General features: G+C 57.3%; 13 protein-coding genes, 1 pseudogene and 1 riboswitch. Of the genes and pseudogenes, 8 read left to right on the top strand and 6 right to left on the bottom strand.

Annotation, left to right across the window (positions count from 1 at the left end; translation table 11 throughout):
• The first annotated feature begins 265 nt into the window (after positions 1–265).
• The 7 genes from asnS (at position 266) to HW273_RS04125 (ending at position 8,101) form a co-directional block, all read left to right on the top strand.
• Entirely contained in the window at positions 266–1,654 is a 1,389-nt protein-coding gene (asnS, locus tag HW273_RS04155; protein ID WP_179010583.1) for an asparagine--tRNA ligase, read from the top strand.
• Positions 1,655–1,840: 186 nt separating this feature from the next.
• Positions 1,841–2,941 carry a metallophosphoesterase family protein gene (locus HW273_RS04150; protein ID WP_179010582.1) on the top strand — a complete coding sequence of 367 codons (1,101 nt, stop codon included), beginning with the start codon at positions 1,841–1,843 and terminating at the stop codon, positions 2,939–2,941.
• Positions 2,938–4,662 carry an ATP-binding protein gene (locus HW273_RS04145; protein WP_179010581.1) on the top strand — a complete coding sequence of 575 codons (1,725 nt, stop codon included), beginning with the start codon at positions 2,938–2,940 and terminating at the stop codon, positions 4,660–4,662. The genes HW273_RS04150 and HW273_RS04145 overlap by 4 nt, the downstream gene beginning before the upstream one ends.
• 128 nt (positions 4,663–4,790) lie before the next feature.
• On the top strand, positions 4,791–5,315 hold the full coding sequence (locus tag HW273_RS04140) for a QueT transporter family protein (RefSeq protein WP_179010580.1): 525 nt from the start codon (positions 4,791–4,793) through the stop codon (positions 5,313–5,315).
• Between the two features lie 77 nt (positions 5,316–5,392).
• The gene (gene murC / locus HW273_RS04135) at positions 5,393–6,793 is read left to right on the top strand and encodes a UDP-N-acetylmuramate--L-alanine ligase (protein ID WP_179010579.1); all 1,401 of its coding nucleotides are present in this window, start codon (positions 5,393–5,395) and stop codon (positions 6,791–6,793) included.
• A 69-nt stretch (positions 6,794–6,862) separates the two neighbouring features.
• The gene (gene nrdG, locus HW273_RS04130) at positions 6,863–7,417 is read left to right on the top strand and encodes an anaerobic ribonucleoside-triphosphate reductase activating protein (protein WP_179010578.1); all 555 of its coding nucleotides are present in this window, start codon (positions 6,863–6,865) and stop codon (positions 7,415–7,417) included.
• A 54-nt stretch (positions 7,418–7,471) separates the two neighbouring features.
• Positions 7,472–8,101 carry a histidine phosphatase family protein gene (locus tag HW273_RS04125; protein ID WP_179010577.1) on the top strand — a complete coding sequence of 210 codons (630 nt, stop codon included), beginning with the start codon at positions 7,472–7,474 and terminating at the stop codon, positions 8,099–8,101.
• Here HW273_RS04125 and HW273_RS04120 read toward each other — a convergent pair.
• The 3 genes and pseudogenes from HW273_RS04120 to HW273_RS04110 form a co-directional block, all read right to left on the bottom strand.
• Complete coding sequence (locus HW273_RS04120; protein WP_179010576.1) at positions 8,071–8,877, bottom strand: CPBP family intramembrane glutamic endopeptidase; 807 nt, start codon at positions 8,875–8,877, stop codon at positions 8,071–8,073. The two genes, HW273_RS04125 and HW273_RS04120, sit on opposite strands and share 31 nt — an antisense overlap.
• A gap of 101 nt (positions 8,878–8,978) precedes the next feature.
• Positions 8,979–9,950, bottom strand: coding sequence for a homoserine O-succinyltransferase (locus tag HW273_RS04115; protein WP_179010575.1), 972 nt, complete (start codon positions 9,948–9,950; stop codon positions 8,979–8,981).
• Between the two features lie 80 nt (positions 9,951–10,030).
• Positions 10,031–10,679: pseudogene (locus tag HW273_RS04110) on the bottom strand (ATP-binding protein); the annotation flags it as partial.
• A gap of 115 nt (positions 10,680–10,794) precedes the next feature.
• A riboswitch (SAM riboswitch) is annotated at positions 10,795–10,896 on the top strand.
• A 130-nt stretch (positions 10,897–11,026) separates the two neighbouring features.
• On the opposite strand from HW273_RS04110, the gene metK reads away from it, so the two are divergent.
• On the top strand, positions 11,027–12,085 hold the full coding sequence (metK, locus tag HW273_RS04105) for a methionine adenosyltransferase (RefSeq protein ID WP_179010574.1): 1,059 nt from the start codon (positions 11,027–11,029) through the stop codon (positions 12,083–12,085).
• Positions 12,086–12,183: 98 nt separating this feature from the next.
• Here the strand turns inward: metK and tpiA are convergent, their stop codons facing one another.
• The 3 genes from tpiA to gap all read right to left on the bottom strand — a co-directional run bounded on the left by tpiA (position 12,184) and on the right by gap (position 15,410).
• Positions 12,184–12,933 carry a triose-phosphate isomerase gene (gene tpiA / locus HW273_RS04100; RefSeq protein WP_179010573.1) on the bottom strand — a complete coding sequence of 250 codons (750 nt, stop codon included), beginning with the start codon at positions 12,931–12,933 and terminating at the stop codon, positions 12,184–12,186.
• 63 nt (positions 12,934–12,996) lie between these two features.
• Positions 12,997–14,235, bottom strand: a complete 1,239-nt coding sequence (locus tag HW273_RS04095) for a phosphoglycerate kinase (protein WP_179010572.1) — start codon at positions 14,233–14,235, stop codon at positions 12,997–12,999.
• A 143-nt stretch (positions 14,236–14,378) separates the two neighbouring features.
• On the bottom strand, positions 14,379–15,410 hold the full coding sequence (gene gap, locus HW273_RS04090) for a type I glyceraldehyde-3-phosphate dehydrogenase (RefSeq protein WP_179010571.1): 1,032 nt from the start codon (positions 15,408–15,410) through the stop codon (positions 14,379–14,381).
• Between the last annotated feature and the right edge of the window lie 17 nt (positions 15,411–15,427).

Below are 15,427 nucleotides of genomic sequence, written 5' to 3'. Positions count from 1 at the left end.
GTTGATAGGCACATTATAGCACTCATCTTGCTTCTTGTGAATAAAAATCAGTTATTTTTTACTATTTTATCTGATGGCGCAAGTTATAATTTGTATATAATGCCGCAATGCTGCGCTGCACTCGGTCTGCCTGACAGGATCTGCTGCGGTACGCATTGAAAATCCGTGCATTTTCCTATATAATGTCTGAATACGCGCGCACGAAAAAGCTTCGGCGCTGCCAATCCCATAAGCTTACGCGGCAAAGCCCGCAGGAAGGACATATATGGACATTTTAAGCTTACGCGACATTTTCAGGGAAAGAGAGAGCTACCTCGGGCAGGAGCTCACGGTCTGCGGCTGGGTACGCTCCAACCGGGACTCGAAGTCCTTCGGCTTCCTGACCATCTCTGACGGCACCTTCTTCACCCCGCTGCAGGTGGTTTATCATGACAGCATGGAAAACTTCCAGAGGATCGCAAAGCTCGGTGTCGGTGCCGCCGTCATTGTCTGGGGCAGGCTCGTCGCGACGCCGGAGGCGAAGCAGCCCTTCGAGCTGCAGGCAGAGAGCGTGCTGCTGGAGGGTGACACCACACCGGACTACCCTCTTCAGAAGAAGCGGCACACGCTGGAATACCTCCGCACGATGACGCACCTCCGTCCGAGAACCAATACCTTTCAGGCGGTATTCCGCGTCCGCTCTCTCGTGGCGTTCGCGATCCACAGTTTCTTTCAGGAGCGCGGCTTCATCTATGTGCATACCCCGCTGATTACCGCCTCCGACGCGGAGGGTGCAGGGGAGATGTTTCAGGTCACCACGCTGGATCTCTCTGCGCCGCCGATGACAGACGGCAGGGTGGATTACCGTGAGGACTTCTTCGGCAAGAAGACCAGCCTGACCGTCTCCGGCCAGCTGAACGGCGAGGCATTCGCGCAGGCGTTCCGCAACATCTATACCTTCGGGCCGACCTTCCGCGCCGAAAACTCCAACACGCAGCGGCATGCCGCAGAGTTCTGGATGATCGAGCCGGAGATGGCGTTCGCGGATCTTCAGGATGTGATGAATACCGCCGAGGAGATGCTGAAATATGTGATCCGTTATGTGCTGGAGAAGGCACCGGCGGAGATGGATTTCTTCAATCAATTCGTGGACAAGGGGCTTCTGGAGAGGCTTCAGCACATCCTTGCCTCCGACTTCGGACGCGTAAGCTACACCGAGGCGGTAGAGCTACTCTCGAAGCACAATGACGAGTTCGATTACAAGGTTTCCTGGGGCGTCGATCTCCAGACCGAGCACGAGCGTTATCTCACAGAGCAGATCTTCCGCCGTCCGGTCTTCGTAACCGACTATCCGAAGGAAATCAAGGCGTTCTATATGAAGCAGAATCCGGATGGAAAGACAGTCGCCGCCGTAGACTGCCTCGTACCAGGCATCGGCGAGATCATCGGCGGCTCCCAGCGTGAGGAGGACTACGGGAGGCTCCTCCGGAGAATGCAGGAGCTCGGCATGGATGCCTCGGACTATGACTTCTATCTCGATCTCCGCAGATTCGGTACGACCCGCCACGGCGGCTTCGGGCTCGGCTTCGAGAGAGCCGTGATGTACATCACCGGTATGCAGAATATCCGTGACGTGCTGCCATTCCCGAGAACCGTCAAGAACTGCGATATCTGATTCCGTACTGCGGCAGCCCGCAGTACGGAAAACCGCAAGAGCCGAGGGCCGGCAGGCTTTCGGCTCTTGCGATATCCCTGCCCCCGATCTTTGATCGGGGGAGCCCAGCGGCTTTGCGCGATTAAGAGCAATCGCAGGCGATTGCCTCCCCCTGCCCCCGATCTCCCCGTAATGAAAGGACAGCTCATGAGATTTCTTCAATGCTCCGACATCCATCTGAATATGATTCCGGATCCGGATTTCCCTTGGGGCAAGGATCGTGCGGATGCCATCCGCAGCACCTTCCGGCGCTGTGTGGAAAAGGCAGGGGAAATCAGCGCGGACTGCCTCCTCCTCCCCGGAAACCTCTTTCATCACCCGCCGCTCTCCCATGATCTGCAGGAGCTGAACCAGCTTTTCCAGCAGATTCCCCGCACCAGAGTCATCCTCATTTCCGGCTCGGAGGACAGGGTGACGGAGAACTCCGCTCTTTTGAGCTTCGACTGGGCAGAAAATGTACACTGGCTGTCTGAATCGGACGCACGCCTCTATTTCGATGAGATCAATGCGGAATTCACGGGAATCACCGGCACGCCCGATACCCTGCGGGAGCAGCTCGCCGCCGCAGAGGCGGCAGCACAGACACCTGCTGATGCCTCCCATGACCCGATCCGCGTCCTTCTCTTCTGCGACAGCAGCAGGCAGAGTACCCCAGCAATAGCGGCATTCCGAGATCTTCCTTTCGACTACATCGCGCTCGGCGGCTTCCACCAGCCGGCAGAATACCGCGAGCTGCCCCTCCTTGGCGCCGGCTCTCCGGAGCCGCTCGGCGCTATGGATGAGGGTGTGCACGGCGTCTATATAGGTGATATCAGCGCCATCACACACCGGCTGCAGCGGCTGGAATTCTGCCCGATGGCGACGCTCTCCTATCGGACGCTCTCCGCACTGCTCCGCCCAGACAGCGAGCCGGAGAAGCTGCTGCAGGAGCTCGCCGCGCAGATCGAAAAGCTGGGGCGCGAGGACATCTATACGCTCCGACTCTCCGGCAGCTGTCCTCTGGAGCTTGCACCGCTGCTCGGCGAAGGGCTTAGGCGCTTCCGCATCCTCGACATCCTGGATGAGACGGAAAGCGGCTATGACTTCGAGGCGCTCTACCGAGAGCATCCGACCGATCTGATCGGCTACTATATCCGTTCCTTCCTGCGAAAGGACGAATCCCCGGAGACACTCAGCCTCACGGAACGGCAGGCGCTGGACTATGGAATCCGCGCCCTTCTTCAAACGGAAAAGGAGGAAAACGCATGAGGATTCATTCCCTGTATGTCGACGGCTTCGGGAAGCTCCGGGATCTCTCCCTCTCCTTCTCCGATGGACTGAATGTGATTTACGGGCAGAATGAAGCAGGAAAATCCACCCTGCACCGCTTTCAGCGCGCCATGCTCTACGGTCTCGGGAAGCGTCCGGGCGGCAGTCCCCGACAGGACCCTCATCGCTTCCGCCCCTGGGACGGCGGCGCCTTCGGCGGAACGCTGGAATTCTCCTATGACGGCAGCTCCTATCTGCTCAAACGCGACTTCTCGGACGGTGTCGGCGCGCCCGAGCTCTTCCTTCTGGCAGAGGACGGCAGCACGGAAGTTCTGCCGGAGCCGCAGGCGCTCCTCGATATGGCGCTCGGTCAGCTCTCGGAGAACAGCTACCGGAATACCGTTTCCATCGGACAACTGAAAAGCGCCGCCGGACGGGAAATGGTGCAGGAGCTCCGCCGCTACCTCGAGGGCCTTGAAAGCAGCGGTTCTGCCGGACTGCGTGCAAGCAGCGTGCTTGCCCGTCTCGCCGCAGAGAAGCGGAAATGTCAGGATAAGCTGGTTTCCGAAGCATCGAAGAGCTATTCGCTTCTGATCGGAGAGATCCGAAACACGGAAAGAGAGCTCGCAGACCCACGCTACCACAACCTCCTGCTTCACTACCGCGCGCTGCAAAGGGATAGCGAAGCAGAGAGAACAGCCCTCCAACAGAAAAAGGAGATGCTTCTTCAGGAAACCGCACAGGCGCGGGAAGCGCTGCGCTCCGCCGGCTTCCCGGAGGAAACGGCGCTTAAGGCTGCACTTCAGGACAGCGAGCAGCTCTATCGCTCCTATACAGAAATGACGACACGCACAGCAGCGCAGCACGGCCCCGCACTGCTGCTCCGAAAGCTCCTCAGCGCCTTCATCGCGGACAAAACCGGAAAATCCCGGAAAGAGCTCACGGAGCGGCTCGAAGCGATCCTGCAAGGGCAGCTCGGAGAGCATACGATCTCCGAGGATACGATGCAGCAGCTTCGACAGCGCTTCCGCACACTCGAGGGGAGCTTCGCCGCGCTCCGGGAAAAGGAGGAGGCACTCCGTCTCCTCTCTGAGGATCTGAAACGGAGCACGGAGGAAATGCAGGACTATACGCAGGCACTCCATGAGCAGCACATGCTCCGCACTGAGGTCGAGGGGAGGATGCAGCACCTTTCCAATATCCGGAACCGCGTCGAGCAGCTTGCGCACGTCCTCTCGGAGAACAAACGGCTCGCGCAGCGAATCGATGCCCTCGACCTCGCGATGGAAACCATTTCTCTCCTCTCCGAGCGCGTCCGGCTGAGCTTCGGACACTACCTGAACGAGGAGGCGGGCAGGCTGATCGAACGGATCACCGACGGCGCATACCGCTCCGTCTGGATCGATGACCAGCTGCATATCCTGCTGCGCACCGAGCATGGAGAGATACCGCTGGAATCGGTCTCCTCCGGAACGATCGACCAGATCTATCTGGCGCTCCGGCTCGCAACAGCGAGGCTGCTCCTCCGGGATGCACGGGAAAGGCTCCCGCTGACCCTCGACGACAGCTTTGCCTTCTACGACGAGAACCGCCTGCGTGCCGCGCTTCATTTCATTCGGGAGGAATACGACGGACAGATCCTGCTCTACACCTGTCACCGGCGGGAGCAGCAGCTCCTCCGGCGGGCAAAGGAGGACTTCCGCCTGCTAGAGCTCGGCTGAAACTGCCGGAAGCTTGCGCGATGCTGTGCGAGATGCTATGATAAAACCCACACGCCGAAAGCTTCGGCGCTGCCATGTGAGTTCGAGACCTTCCTCACATAAAACAAAACTAAAGGAGAACATTTAAAATGAAAAGACTCGACACGGGCTTCCTCGTACAGGGAGCCGTCATTGCAGCGATCTATGTGGCGCTTACGGTTCTGTTTGCGCCGATCAGCTTCGGGCCGATCCAGTTCCGCGTTTCGGAGGCGCTCTGCGTCCTCCCCTACTTCACGCTCGCCGCGGTTCCCGGTGTCAGCGCAGGCTGCCTGCTCGGAAATATTCTGGGCGGAGCGCCGCTCCCTGATATCCTTTTCGGTTCCCTCGCAACCCTGCTCGGCGCGCTTCTCAGCTACCGTCTCCGCAGCGTTTCGAGGTGGCTGGTCTGCGTTCCGCCGATCCTCACGAACGCGCTGATCATTCCGCTCGTGCTGCGCTATGCCTACGGCGTGCCGGACATGCTCCCGTACCTCGCCCTCACGGTAGGAATCGGAGAGCTTCTCGCTGTCGCAGGACTCGGAAACCTCCTTCTCCTCGCCCTGCTTCCGAATCGGACGCAGATCTTCGGGAAGGCAGACGCTTCCGCAGATCGCCCCCGGGTCTTTCCCAGATAAACTTACGGATCTGTGATTCGTGAGGAACCGCCTTCGTCTCGAGACGCGGCGGTATCCCTGAAGGTAGAGGCAGACTTATGTACCAGATCAATTTCACGCACCCGATCCACATTCATTTCATCGGCATCGGCGGCATTTCTATGAGCGGGCTCGCGGAAATCCTCCTCGACAGGGGCTTCCGGATCTCCGGCTCCGATATGAAGGAATCCAAACTCACCCGTCATCTCGCAGCACTCGGCGCCGAGGTGCATTACCCGCAAAATGCCGAGAATATCCGTCCGGGCATCGAGCTCGTGGTCTACACTGCGGCGATCCACCCGGATAATCCGGAATTTCAGGCAGCGGTTCGCGCCGGCCTTCCGATGATGCGCCGTGCCGACCTGCTCGGTGAAATCATGCAGAATTACCGCCACGCGATCAATGTCGCCGGTACACACGGGAAGACGACGACCACCTCCATGATCACCGAGATCCTGCTCGAGGCGCACTCCGACCCGACTGTGACAGTCGGCGGGATGCTGCAGGACATCGGCGGCAACATCCGTGTCGGCAGGTCCGGACTCTTCGTCGCGGAGGCATGCGAGTACACCAACTCCTTCCTCTCCTTTTTCCCGACCACGGAGATCATCCTGAACGTAGAGGCAGATCATTTGGATTTCTTCAAGGATCTCGACGACATCCGCCATTCCTTCCGGCAGTTCACGGAAAAGCTGCCGGAGGATGGGCTTCTGGTCATCAATCGAGACATCCCGCATTATGAATATTTCACGGAGGGGCTTCACTGCCGGATTCTGACTTTCGGGCATGACAAGGAGGCGGATTATACTGCCAATTTCATCAGCTACGATCACTTCGCACGTCCGAGCTATACGCTCTTCGAAGGGGGGAAGGAGCTCGGCAGGATCTCCCTCGGCGTCACCGGCGAGCACAATATCTACAATTCCCTCTCGGCGATCGCGGTCTGCCGGAGCCTCGGCATCGAGCTTCCGCTCATCGCAGAAGCGCTCCGGAAATTCACCGGAACCGAGCGCCGCTTCCAGAAAAAGGGGAAGGTTCGGGGCTTCACCATCATCGACGACTATGCGCACCATCCGCAGGAGATCGCAGCGACCATAGAGGCGGCGAAGAAGTATCCGCATCGCAAGCTCTGGGTTGCCTTCCAGCCGCATACCTATTCGCGTACTGCGGCGCTGATGGATGACTTCGCGGGCGCGCTTGCCACCGCAGACGAGATCGTACTGGCGGATATCTATGCAGCCAGAGAGCAGAACACGATCGGGATCAGCTCCGACGATCTCCGCCGTCACATGATCGAGCAGAATACGAATGTTTACTACATTCCGAAATTCGCAGAGATCGAAGCATTCCTTCTCTCTCACATGAAGCCGGGAGATCTCCTGATCACAATGGGGGCAGGAGATATCTATGAGGTGGGCGACGATCTCCTCCGGCAGTTCGGAGAAACAGAAGACGAATAAACAGACAGGACGGGGAAGCCATTCCGACCGTCCTGTATTCCTTTTCCAGAATGGAGAATGGAGAAATGCATGAACTACGCAGAAATCAAGGAATATGATATCGCAAACGGCCCGGGGATCCGTCTGAGCCTCTTCGTTTCCGGCTGCACCCACAAGTGCCTCGGCTGCTTCAACGAGATCGCCTGGGACTTTTCCTACGGGCAGGAATTCACCCGGGAAACCGAGGATGATATCCTGCGCGCGCTGGCGGACGAGAGCTATCAGGGCTTGACCCTGCTCGGCGGCGAGCCGCTGGATCCGCGGAACCAGAGCGCCGTGCTCTCTCTCGTCCGTCGTTTCAAGACGAGCTTCCCGAAAAAGGACCTCTGGTGCTTCACCGGCTATCTCTTCGACCGGGACGTCTGCGGCTGGATGTCGAAAACCCTGCCGGAAACCCGGGAGCTGCTGTCCTATCTCGACATCCTCGTGGACGGTCCCTTCGTACTGGAAAAGAAAGACGTGACGCTGCTCTTCAAGGGCTCCTCCAACCAGAGAACCATCGATGTACAGGAGAGCCTGCGACGCGGAGAGATCGTCCTCTGGGAGGCGGGAAACACCTCTATGTCCCCCAATGCAAAAATATAGCAGGCGTTCAGGCAAGCCATTTGCCTGACGGAATTGTTGCTTATAGGAGGTGCTATGGAAATCTACCTGATTCGTCACGGAGAGACGGAATGGAACCGTCTCCGGAAGCTGCAGGGACATACCGACATTCCGCTGAATGATGCCGGGCTCGCCGCAGCGCGGCTTGCCGCGCGAAATATCGAGAACCTGCGGCTCGATCTGGTTCTCCACAGTCCACTGCTCCGCGCCAGAAAAACCGCCGAGCTGCTCCGCGGGAGCCGGAGCTGCCCGATCCGGAAGGAGACGCTGCTGACAGAAATCTCCTTTGGCATCGGGGAGGGACTGAACCTCTATGAGGAGAATCCCGCAGAAAAGACGCTTCGGGAATGCCTGCTCCGCTTCTTTCAGGATCCGGCAAACTATGTCCCTGCAGCGGGCGGAGAGTCCATCCCCCAGCTGAAAAGCCGCGCGCGCCGTGTCCTCACGGACATCCTCTCTCCGCTGGAGCAGAATCCCTCCATGCTGCGTGTGCTGGTCGTCGCGCACGGTGCGATCCTGCGCGCCATCCTTGATGTCATTTCGGATATCCCCGACGCACGCTTCTGGGAAGGGCCGCTCGCCCCGAACTGCGGCGGCAGCATCCTGGAGCTTCGAAACGGCCGCTTCCGGGAGCTTCAGTCCGTAGATCTTCTGAAGCTCCGGTAATACAGCAGGGCGCAGGGAAGGATCAGCAGGACAGATAGCTTATCAAGCAGCCCCGGGATCTGTCCCTCCTGCAATACCGGAGGCAGAGTGGAGAGCAGGTTATTCACCATATGAATCCCGATCGGAAACCACAGACTCCGCGTCCTGTGATACACAAAGGCAACGATGATCCCCATCACGGCGGTGTAAACCGACTGGACGAGATTGCCATGCCAGATCCCGAAGAGCAGCCCGGAGAGCAGAATCGCCGGAAGCGGACTCCGGAAAGCGCGTTCTACACTGTTGTAGATCAGCCCGCGGAACATCAGCTCCTCCAGAATCGGTCCCAGAATGCAGACCGCCGCCAGCTCCCAGAGATAGCTTCCCTCATCCAGTGCCTCCATACTCTGATTGAATTCCGTCATCGCCTGCATCAGTACCGGAATCCCGCTCTGGAGCCTCTCTGCCAGCGTCAGCCAGAGCAGAGAAAGCCCGCCGATTCCGAAAGCGGAGAGCACGATGAAGCCCCCCTTCTTCGCTCTGCTCCACGGAAGCGGCTCCGTTCTTCCGGGAGAAAGCCAGCGAAGATAAATGCCGCCATAGAGCAGTAGTATAACAAGTCCGGTCAGCACATACGCCATATTACTTCTCTGGTCAAAGTAGTCGTAGGGCAGTCCGATTCTTTCGGAAATGAAATACAAGCCGAGCTGCAGAAGCTCCGGCAGCAGATCGGCTGTGAGATAGAATACCGCTGCCAGCAGGCTGTAGCCGAGAATGCGGAAATATTTGCTTTGCATGACCTCTTCTCTCCTTTACCATGCATTTTTGCGCGTAAAGCATAGCACAGAAGCCGTTAAGTTCCTGTTAAGGCAGGAACAGAATTGACTTGATGTTTCCTTTATATGCTGTCTCTCTCCACGGTATGGTCTCCCAGCGTATAGCTGTCCTCTGTCGCAGGACGAAGCTCCCGCAGATCATACGGCGTCTCCTGATAAATAAAATTCAGCCAGTTCGTATAGGTGCAGTTCGAGCTCGAGCGCCATGACAGAAGCGGTGTCTGCAAGGGATCGTCCTCCGGGTAATAATTCTTCGGGAGCGCCGGCGAGAGTCCTCTCCCGAGGTCACGCTTGTATTCCTTGTCGAGGTCATAACGGTCATACTCCGAGTGCCCGGTTACGAAGATCTGCCGGGAGGAGCAGGCAAGGATCAGGTAACTGCCGGTCTCCTCTCCCTCCGCCACGACATAGAGCTCCGGATCGGAATGCACCGCCGCCTCATCCAGTCCCGTATAACGGGAAACCGGAACGAGAAACTCATCGTCCATCCCCCGCATAATCATTTTCTTTCGATGCACGGCGCGCTGCCGGTAAATGCCGCTCAGCTTCTCCGGAAGCAGCCTCTTCCGAATGCCGTAATGATGGTAGAGTCCCGCCTGTGCTCCCCAGCAGATATGGAAGGTGGAAAACACATTCGTTACCGACCAGTCCATGATCTCCCGGAGCTCCTCCCAGTACTCCACCTCCTCGAATGCAAGCTTCTCGACCGGCGCGCCCGTGATAATCAGCCCGTCGAAGCGCTCCTCCCGTACCATGTCGAAGGTCACATAGAACTTATTGAGATGCGAGGGATCCGTATTCTTCGCCTCGTGACTCTTCGTTTTCATAAAGGTGATCTCCACCTGAATCGGGAAATTCGAGAGCACCCGGAGGATGTCCAGCTCGGTGTCCTCCTTCAGCGGCATTAGATTCAGGATCGCGATGCGAAGCGGGCGGATCTCCTGCGCGCTCGCTCTCGTCTCATCCATCACGAAGATATTCTCCGACTCCAGAATATGCTTGGCAGGCAGGTCATTCTGTACTTTTATCGGCATGGCAGCTCCTCCCTCTTTGCGCACCTCCGCTGCTCCTCTTATCGGCCGCAGTGCATTGACAGCAGCTATTATACTGCATTTTACGGGATCTGCCAAACGCTCTCTTTGCAGGCAGGGCATTGGAGGAAATCCAAAAAAACAAAAGCATGCCGGGTGTTTGCCAGAATCATCTTTGGATAAGCATCTTTAATTTTCAGAAGCGGATCATATTCACGCTCGAAGGTTTCCGGTCTGCTGATATCATCACTGACCTGGATATATAGCTTTTCATCGCCGCGAATCGCCACGAAATCTACTTCTTTCTGATACAATTTGCCGACATAAACCTCGTACCCTCTGCGCATCAGCTCAATGCAGACGATGTTCTCGTACATCCTGCCGTAATCAAGGTTTCTCCTGCCAGGCCGTGCGAAACGAATACCGGTATCGCTCAGATAGTATTTCACTGAAGCCTTCAGATCCTTCTTGCCTCGGATATCATATCGCCGGACTCCATAAAACACATAGGCATTACATAGGTATTTGATATAATTGCCTACTGTCTTGTGATTTGTTACGACTACATTGGCCGTCAGCGTATCACTGAGTATCCTCCTCATCGGAATAGTAACGGCAGAACTCAGCAAAACTGAACGGAAATACATGAATTTCGATATAACGCCCCGTAAACAGCGTCGTCAAATCAGAGCTTAGCAGGAATGCGTTGGAGCCAGTTATATACAGATCATGTTTGTCAATGCTGACGCCTATCTCCTTAAAGCTTATAAAATCGCATAAAGAAAGCAACTTGTGTATTGACATCCCCAGAAAAACATGGTAGCGTATAATTCCTAATAAAATTTTATACTTATTCAGAGACGGTGGAGCTACATAGGAGCGTTGAAGCCGCAGCAACCCCAGAGATGGAAGGTGCTAACCTGAGCAAGCATAGCTTGAACGATAAGACCGTACAAAATTCACGACTGTCGAAGCGTTCCGCTATGGCAGTCTCTTTTATTGCAGAAATCGCTGCCGCTCCGGCACATAAGCTTACCGCTAATGGGAAAACTTGTTTTCCGTTCCAGAAAGGAGCTATCATGTTATTTTCATCCGAGCAGGTATCCAACGGACACCCTGACAAGATTTGCGATCAGATTTCCGATGCCATTGTCACCGATATTCTCCGGCATGACCCGGAGGGGCGTATCGCCGCGGAGACCGCCATCAAGGACTACGACATCACCATCCTCGGCGAGGTGACAACGAACTATGAGCCGGATTACGACGCACTGGTGCGCGGCGTACTGCGGGAGATCGGTCTTGCCGACGTAGAAAGGTACGAACTGCGCCTCCTCATTTCCAGACAGTCTCCGGACATTGCCATGGGCGTCGACCGCGACGGCGCCGGTGATCAGGGCATGATGTTCGGTTACGCAACCAACGAGACAGAGGCGCTGCTTCCGATCCCCTATGTCCTCTCCACCCGCGCTCTCCAGAAGCTGCGCGCCTTCAATCTGGAGGACGGCTTCCGCATGCTCCGTCCGGACGCCAAGGCACAGGTCAGCTTCGACTATGCGGCGCACCGCATCGACACCTTCCTCCTCTCCACGCAGCACGCGGAGGAAACCTCCCTTCAGGAGGTGCGGGAGCTCGTAAGCACTGTCATGCGGGAGACTGCCGCAGAACTCGGCTTCAACATTGATTTCCGCGTGCTGGTCAATCCGACCGGCCGCTTCGTGCTCGGCTCCTCCTTCGCGGACTCCGGACTGACCGGCAGGAAGATCATCGCCGATACCTACGGCGGCGCGGCGCATCACGGCGGCGGCGCCTTCTCCGGGAAGGATCCGTCCAAGGTGGATCGTTCCGCCGCTTATATGGCGCGTAAGGTCGCAAGAGATATCGTCAGGAGCGGCAGAGCGGCCCGCTGCGAGGTGCAGCTCGCCTATGCGATCGGTGTCGCCGAGCCGGTTTCCGTCTATGTGGACTGCTTCGGTACGGAGCGTGAGTCGGCAGAGCGGATCTGGCAGTATGTCATGGACAGCTATGACCTGACGCCGAAGGGTATCACAGAGGCACTGCGGCTCCGACAGATCGACTACAATCTGGTCTCCGCCTACGGGCATTTCGGAAAGCCGGAGCTGCCCTGGGAGCAATAAGCAACAAAAAGGCAGCAAAAAGGGGACGGTGCTCTCTGCCAAGTCGTGGCAGAGAGCATCGTCCCCTTTTTCATCCTTGAAGCTTGAATGCTTTCATTTTACTTATTGTAGTTCACAATCTCCGCAAACTCCGCCTTCAGGGAAGCGCCGCCAATCAGACCGCCGTCGATATCCGGCTTCGCGAGAAGCTCCCGGCAGTTTCCGGCGTTCATGGAGCCGCCGTACTGGATGCGGATTGCCTCCGCGGTATCGTCTCCGTAAAGCTCGCGGATACAGTCGCGGATCGCCTTGCAGACCTCCTGCGCCTGCTCTGCCGTCGCGGTCTTGCCGGTTCCGATCGCCCAGATCGGCTCATAGGCGATGACCACTCTCTTCGCGTCCTCCGCGCTCACCCCACGAAAGGCGATCTTGATCTGCATCCGAACCCAGTCGAAGCAGATTCCCTGCTCTCTCTGCTCGAGAGACTCGCCGCAGCAGACGATCGGCGTCAGCCCCTTCTCCAGCGCCTTCCGGAGCTTCCGGTTGATGTCCTCGTCGGTCTCATGAAAATAGCCTCTCCGCTCGGAATGCCCCATGATGACGTGCGTCACACCGCTGTCCAGAAGCATATCCGCCGAGATCTCCCCGGTGTAAGCGCCCTTGTCCTCGAAGTAGAGGTTCTCCGCACCGACATGAATATTCGTCCCCTTCACTTCCTCCGCGACCGGTACGATATCGATCGCCGGCACGCAGAACACGACCTCCGTATCCGCATCCTTCACCAGCGGAAGCAGCGTCCTGCAGAGCTCCCGTGCCTCGGACGGCGTCATATTCATCTTCCAGTTTCCCGCAATGATCTTCTTTCTCACTGTCTCTCCTTTCGGCAGCTGCCCCGCGGCGCGCCGCGGGGCAGCTCTCCCCTCTATGATCGCTTACTTGTCGTCCGCCGCAAATACGCCCGGAAGCGCCTTGCCCTCGAGGAACTCAAGGGATGCGCCGCCGCCCGTGGAGATATGGGACATCTTATCTGCATAGCCGAGCTGATTTACAGCCGCCGCGGAATCGCCGCCGCCAATGATGGTCGTTGCATCGGTCTCTGCCAGTGCGGCTGCAACCGCCTTGGTGCCCGCGGAGAGAACCGGATTCTCAAAGAGTCCCATCGGACCGTTCCATACGACGGTCTTCGCCGTCTTTACCGCCTCTGCGAAGAGCTTCTGCGACTTCGGGCCAATATCCAGCGCCATCTTGTCTGCCGGAATCGCCTCTGTCGCTACCGCCTCTGCCGAAACATTAGGATCGTCGATCGGGGACGGGAAGGCAGGACAAACCATGTGATCCACCGGAAGCAGCAGCTTCTTGCCGAGCTTCTCCGCCTTCTCCATCATTTCCCTGCAGTAGCCGAGCTTCTCGTCATCGCAGAGGGAGGTGCCGATCTCATAGCCCTGTGCCTTAATGAAGGTATACGCCATACCGCCGCCGATGATGAGCGTATCACACTTCTCGAGGAGATTCGAGATGACATTCAGCTTGTCCGCTACCTTCGCGCCGCCGAGGATCGCTACGAACGGGCGCACCGGCGTCTCCACTGCGTTGCCGAGGAACTGAATCTCCTTCTCCATCAGATAGCCGACCGCACAGTTGCCGCCCTTCTCCCGAATATACTTCGTCACGACGGATACGGAGGCATGCGGTCTGTGCGCGGAGCCGAAGGCATCACATACATAATCGTCCGCGAGATCGGCGAGCTCCTTCGCGAAGCCCTCTCCTGCCTCGCCCGGCTTCGTCTCCTCCTTGCCGCGGAAGCGTGTATTCTGCAGGAGAATCACATCGCCATTCCGCATTGCCTCTACCGCCTTCGTGGTCTCTTCTCCGGTCACATTGTAGTTGCCGATGAACTTCACTTCCTTCCCGAGCTTCGCGGAAAGCACCGGCGCCACAGGTGCGAGAGACTCGCCCTCGTTCGGTCCATTCTTTACCTTGCCGAGGTGAGAGCAGAGGATCAGCTTCGCTCCCTCGCCGATCAGCTTCCGAAGGGTCGGAAGCGCTGCGTTGATACGAGTCTCATCCGTGATCCTGCCGTCCTTCAGCGGTACGTTGAAGTCGCATCTCACGAGCACTCTTCTCCCTGCCGCATTGAAATCATCCACACTCTTCTTGTTTAATGCTGCCATATCCTTCTCCTTTTATAAACGCGCCGCCCGTTCGACGATACCGACGGCGGGCTCCCTGCGTAAGCGCCCGCACCTCACGGGAGCGGAAATGAAGAAAGAGGCTCGGTCCATGTAAGGACCGGACCTCTCCGTAAACCTGTATATCAGCCAAGCTCTGCGAAGTACTTGATCGTTCTCACCATCTGAGAGGTGTAGGAATTCTCATTGTCATACCAGGAAACAACCTGTACCTGATAGGTATCCTCTCCGAGCGCCTGCACCATGGTCTGGGTGGCGTCGAAGAGAGAGCCGAATCTCATGCCGATCACATCGGAGGAAACGATCTGATCCTCAGTGTAGCCGAAGGACTCGGAGCCTGCAGCCTTCATCGCCTCGTTGATCATCTCCTTGGTGAGGCCTGCCTTCTTCACAACAGCGGTAAGAATGGTAGTAGAGCCTGTCGGAACCGGAACTCTCTGCGCGGAGCCGATGAGCTTTCCGTTCAGCGCCGGGATAACCAGACCGATCGCCTTCGCAGCGCCGGTGGAGTTCGGTACAATGTTGGCAGCGCCGGCTCTCGCTCTTCTCAGATCGCCCTTTCTGTGCGGTCCGTCGAGGATCATCTGATCGCCGGTATACGCATGAATGGTGCTCATGATACCGGACTGAATCGGCGCCAGCTTGTTCAGCGTATCCGCCATCGGAGCCAGACAGTTCGTGGTGCAGGAGGCTGCGGAAATGATGGTATCCTCCTTCGTGAGGGTCTTCTCATTTACGCTGTATACGATCGTAGGAAGATCATTGCCTGCCGGAGCGGAAATTACAACCTTCTTGGCGCCGGCATCAATATGCGCCTGAGACTTCGCCTTGGAGGTATAGAAGCCGGTGCACTCGAGAACGACATCCACGCCGATCTGTCCCCACGGAAGCTTGGAAGCGTCTGCCTCCTTGTAGATGGTGATCTTCTTTCCGTCTACGACGATATTGTCCTCGCCGGCTGTAACACTGTGCTTGCCCTCGCCCATATGTCCGCAGAAGCCGCCCTGTGCGGTATCATACTTCAGAAGATGTGCCAGCATCTTCGGGTCGGTCAGATCGTTAATCGCAACTACCTCATATCCCTCCGCATCGAACATCTGCCGGAACGCAAGACGACCGATACGTCCAAATCCGTTAATCGCCACTCTAACTGCCATGATTTCTTTCCTCCTAC

It is taken from the genome of Oribacterium sp. oral taxon 102 (assembly GCF_013394775.1).
Taxonomy (GTDB): domain Bacteria; phylum Bacillota; class Clostridia; order Lachnospirales; family Lachnospiraceae; genus Oribacterium.
Note: the sequence above shows the minus strand (reverse complement) of the source record. Positions and strands in the feature narration are given on the sequence as shown.

Excerpts from the sequence above, each read along its gene's own strand:
- asnS (WP_179010583.1), top strand. The coding sequence starts at position 266 with ATGGACATTTTAAGCTTACGCGACATTTTCAGGGAAAGAGAGAGCTAC.
- HW273_RS04150 (WP_179010582.1), top strand. The coding sequence starts at position 1,841 with ATGAGATTTCTTCAATGCTCCGACATCCATCTGAATATGATTCCGGAT.
- HW273_RS04145 (WP_179010581.1), top strand. The coding sequence starts at position 2,938 with ATGAGGATTCATTCCCTGTATGTCGACGGCTTCGGGAAGCTCCGGGAT.
- HW273_RS04140 (WP_179010580.1), top strand. The coding sequence starts at position 4,791 with ATGAAAAGACTCGACACGGGCTTCCTCGTACAGGGAGCCGTCATTGCA.
- murC (WP_179010579.1), top strand. The coding sequence starts at position 5,393 with ATGTACCAGATCAATTTCACGCACCCGATCCACATTCATTTCATCGGC.
- nrdG (WP_179010578.1), top strand. The coding sequence starts at position 6,863 with ATGAACTACGCAGAAATCAAGGAATATGATATCGCAAACGGCCCGGGG.
- HW273_RS04125 (WP_179010577.1), top strand. The coding sequence starts at position 7,472 with ATGGAAATCTACCTGATTCGTCACGGAGAGACGGAATGGAACCGTCTC.
- HW273_RS04120 (WP_179010576.1), bottom strand. The coding sequence starts at position 8,877 with ATGCAAAGCAAATATTTCCGCATTCTCGGCTACAGCCTGCTGGCAGCG.
- HW273_RS04115 (WP_179010575.1), bottom strand. The coding sequence starts at position 9,950 with ATGCCGATAAAAGTACAGAATGACCTGCCTGCCAAGCATATTCTGGAG.
- metK (WP_179010574.1), top strand. The coding sequence starts at position 11,027 with ATGTTATTTTCATCCGAGCAGGTATCCAACGGACACCCTGACAAGATT.
- HW273_RS04095 (WP_179010572.1), bottom strand. The coding sequence starts at position 14,235 with ATGGCAGCATTAAACAAGAAGAGTGTGGATGATTTCAATGCGGCAGGG.
- gap (WP_179010571.1), bottom strand. The coding sequence starts at position 15,410 with ATGGCAGTTAGAGTGGCGATTAACGGATTTGGACGTATCGGTCGTCTT.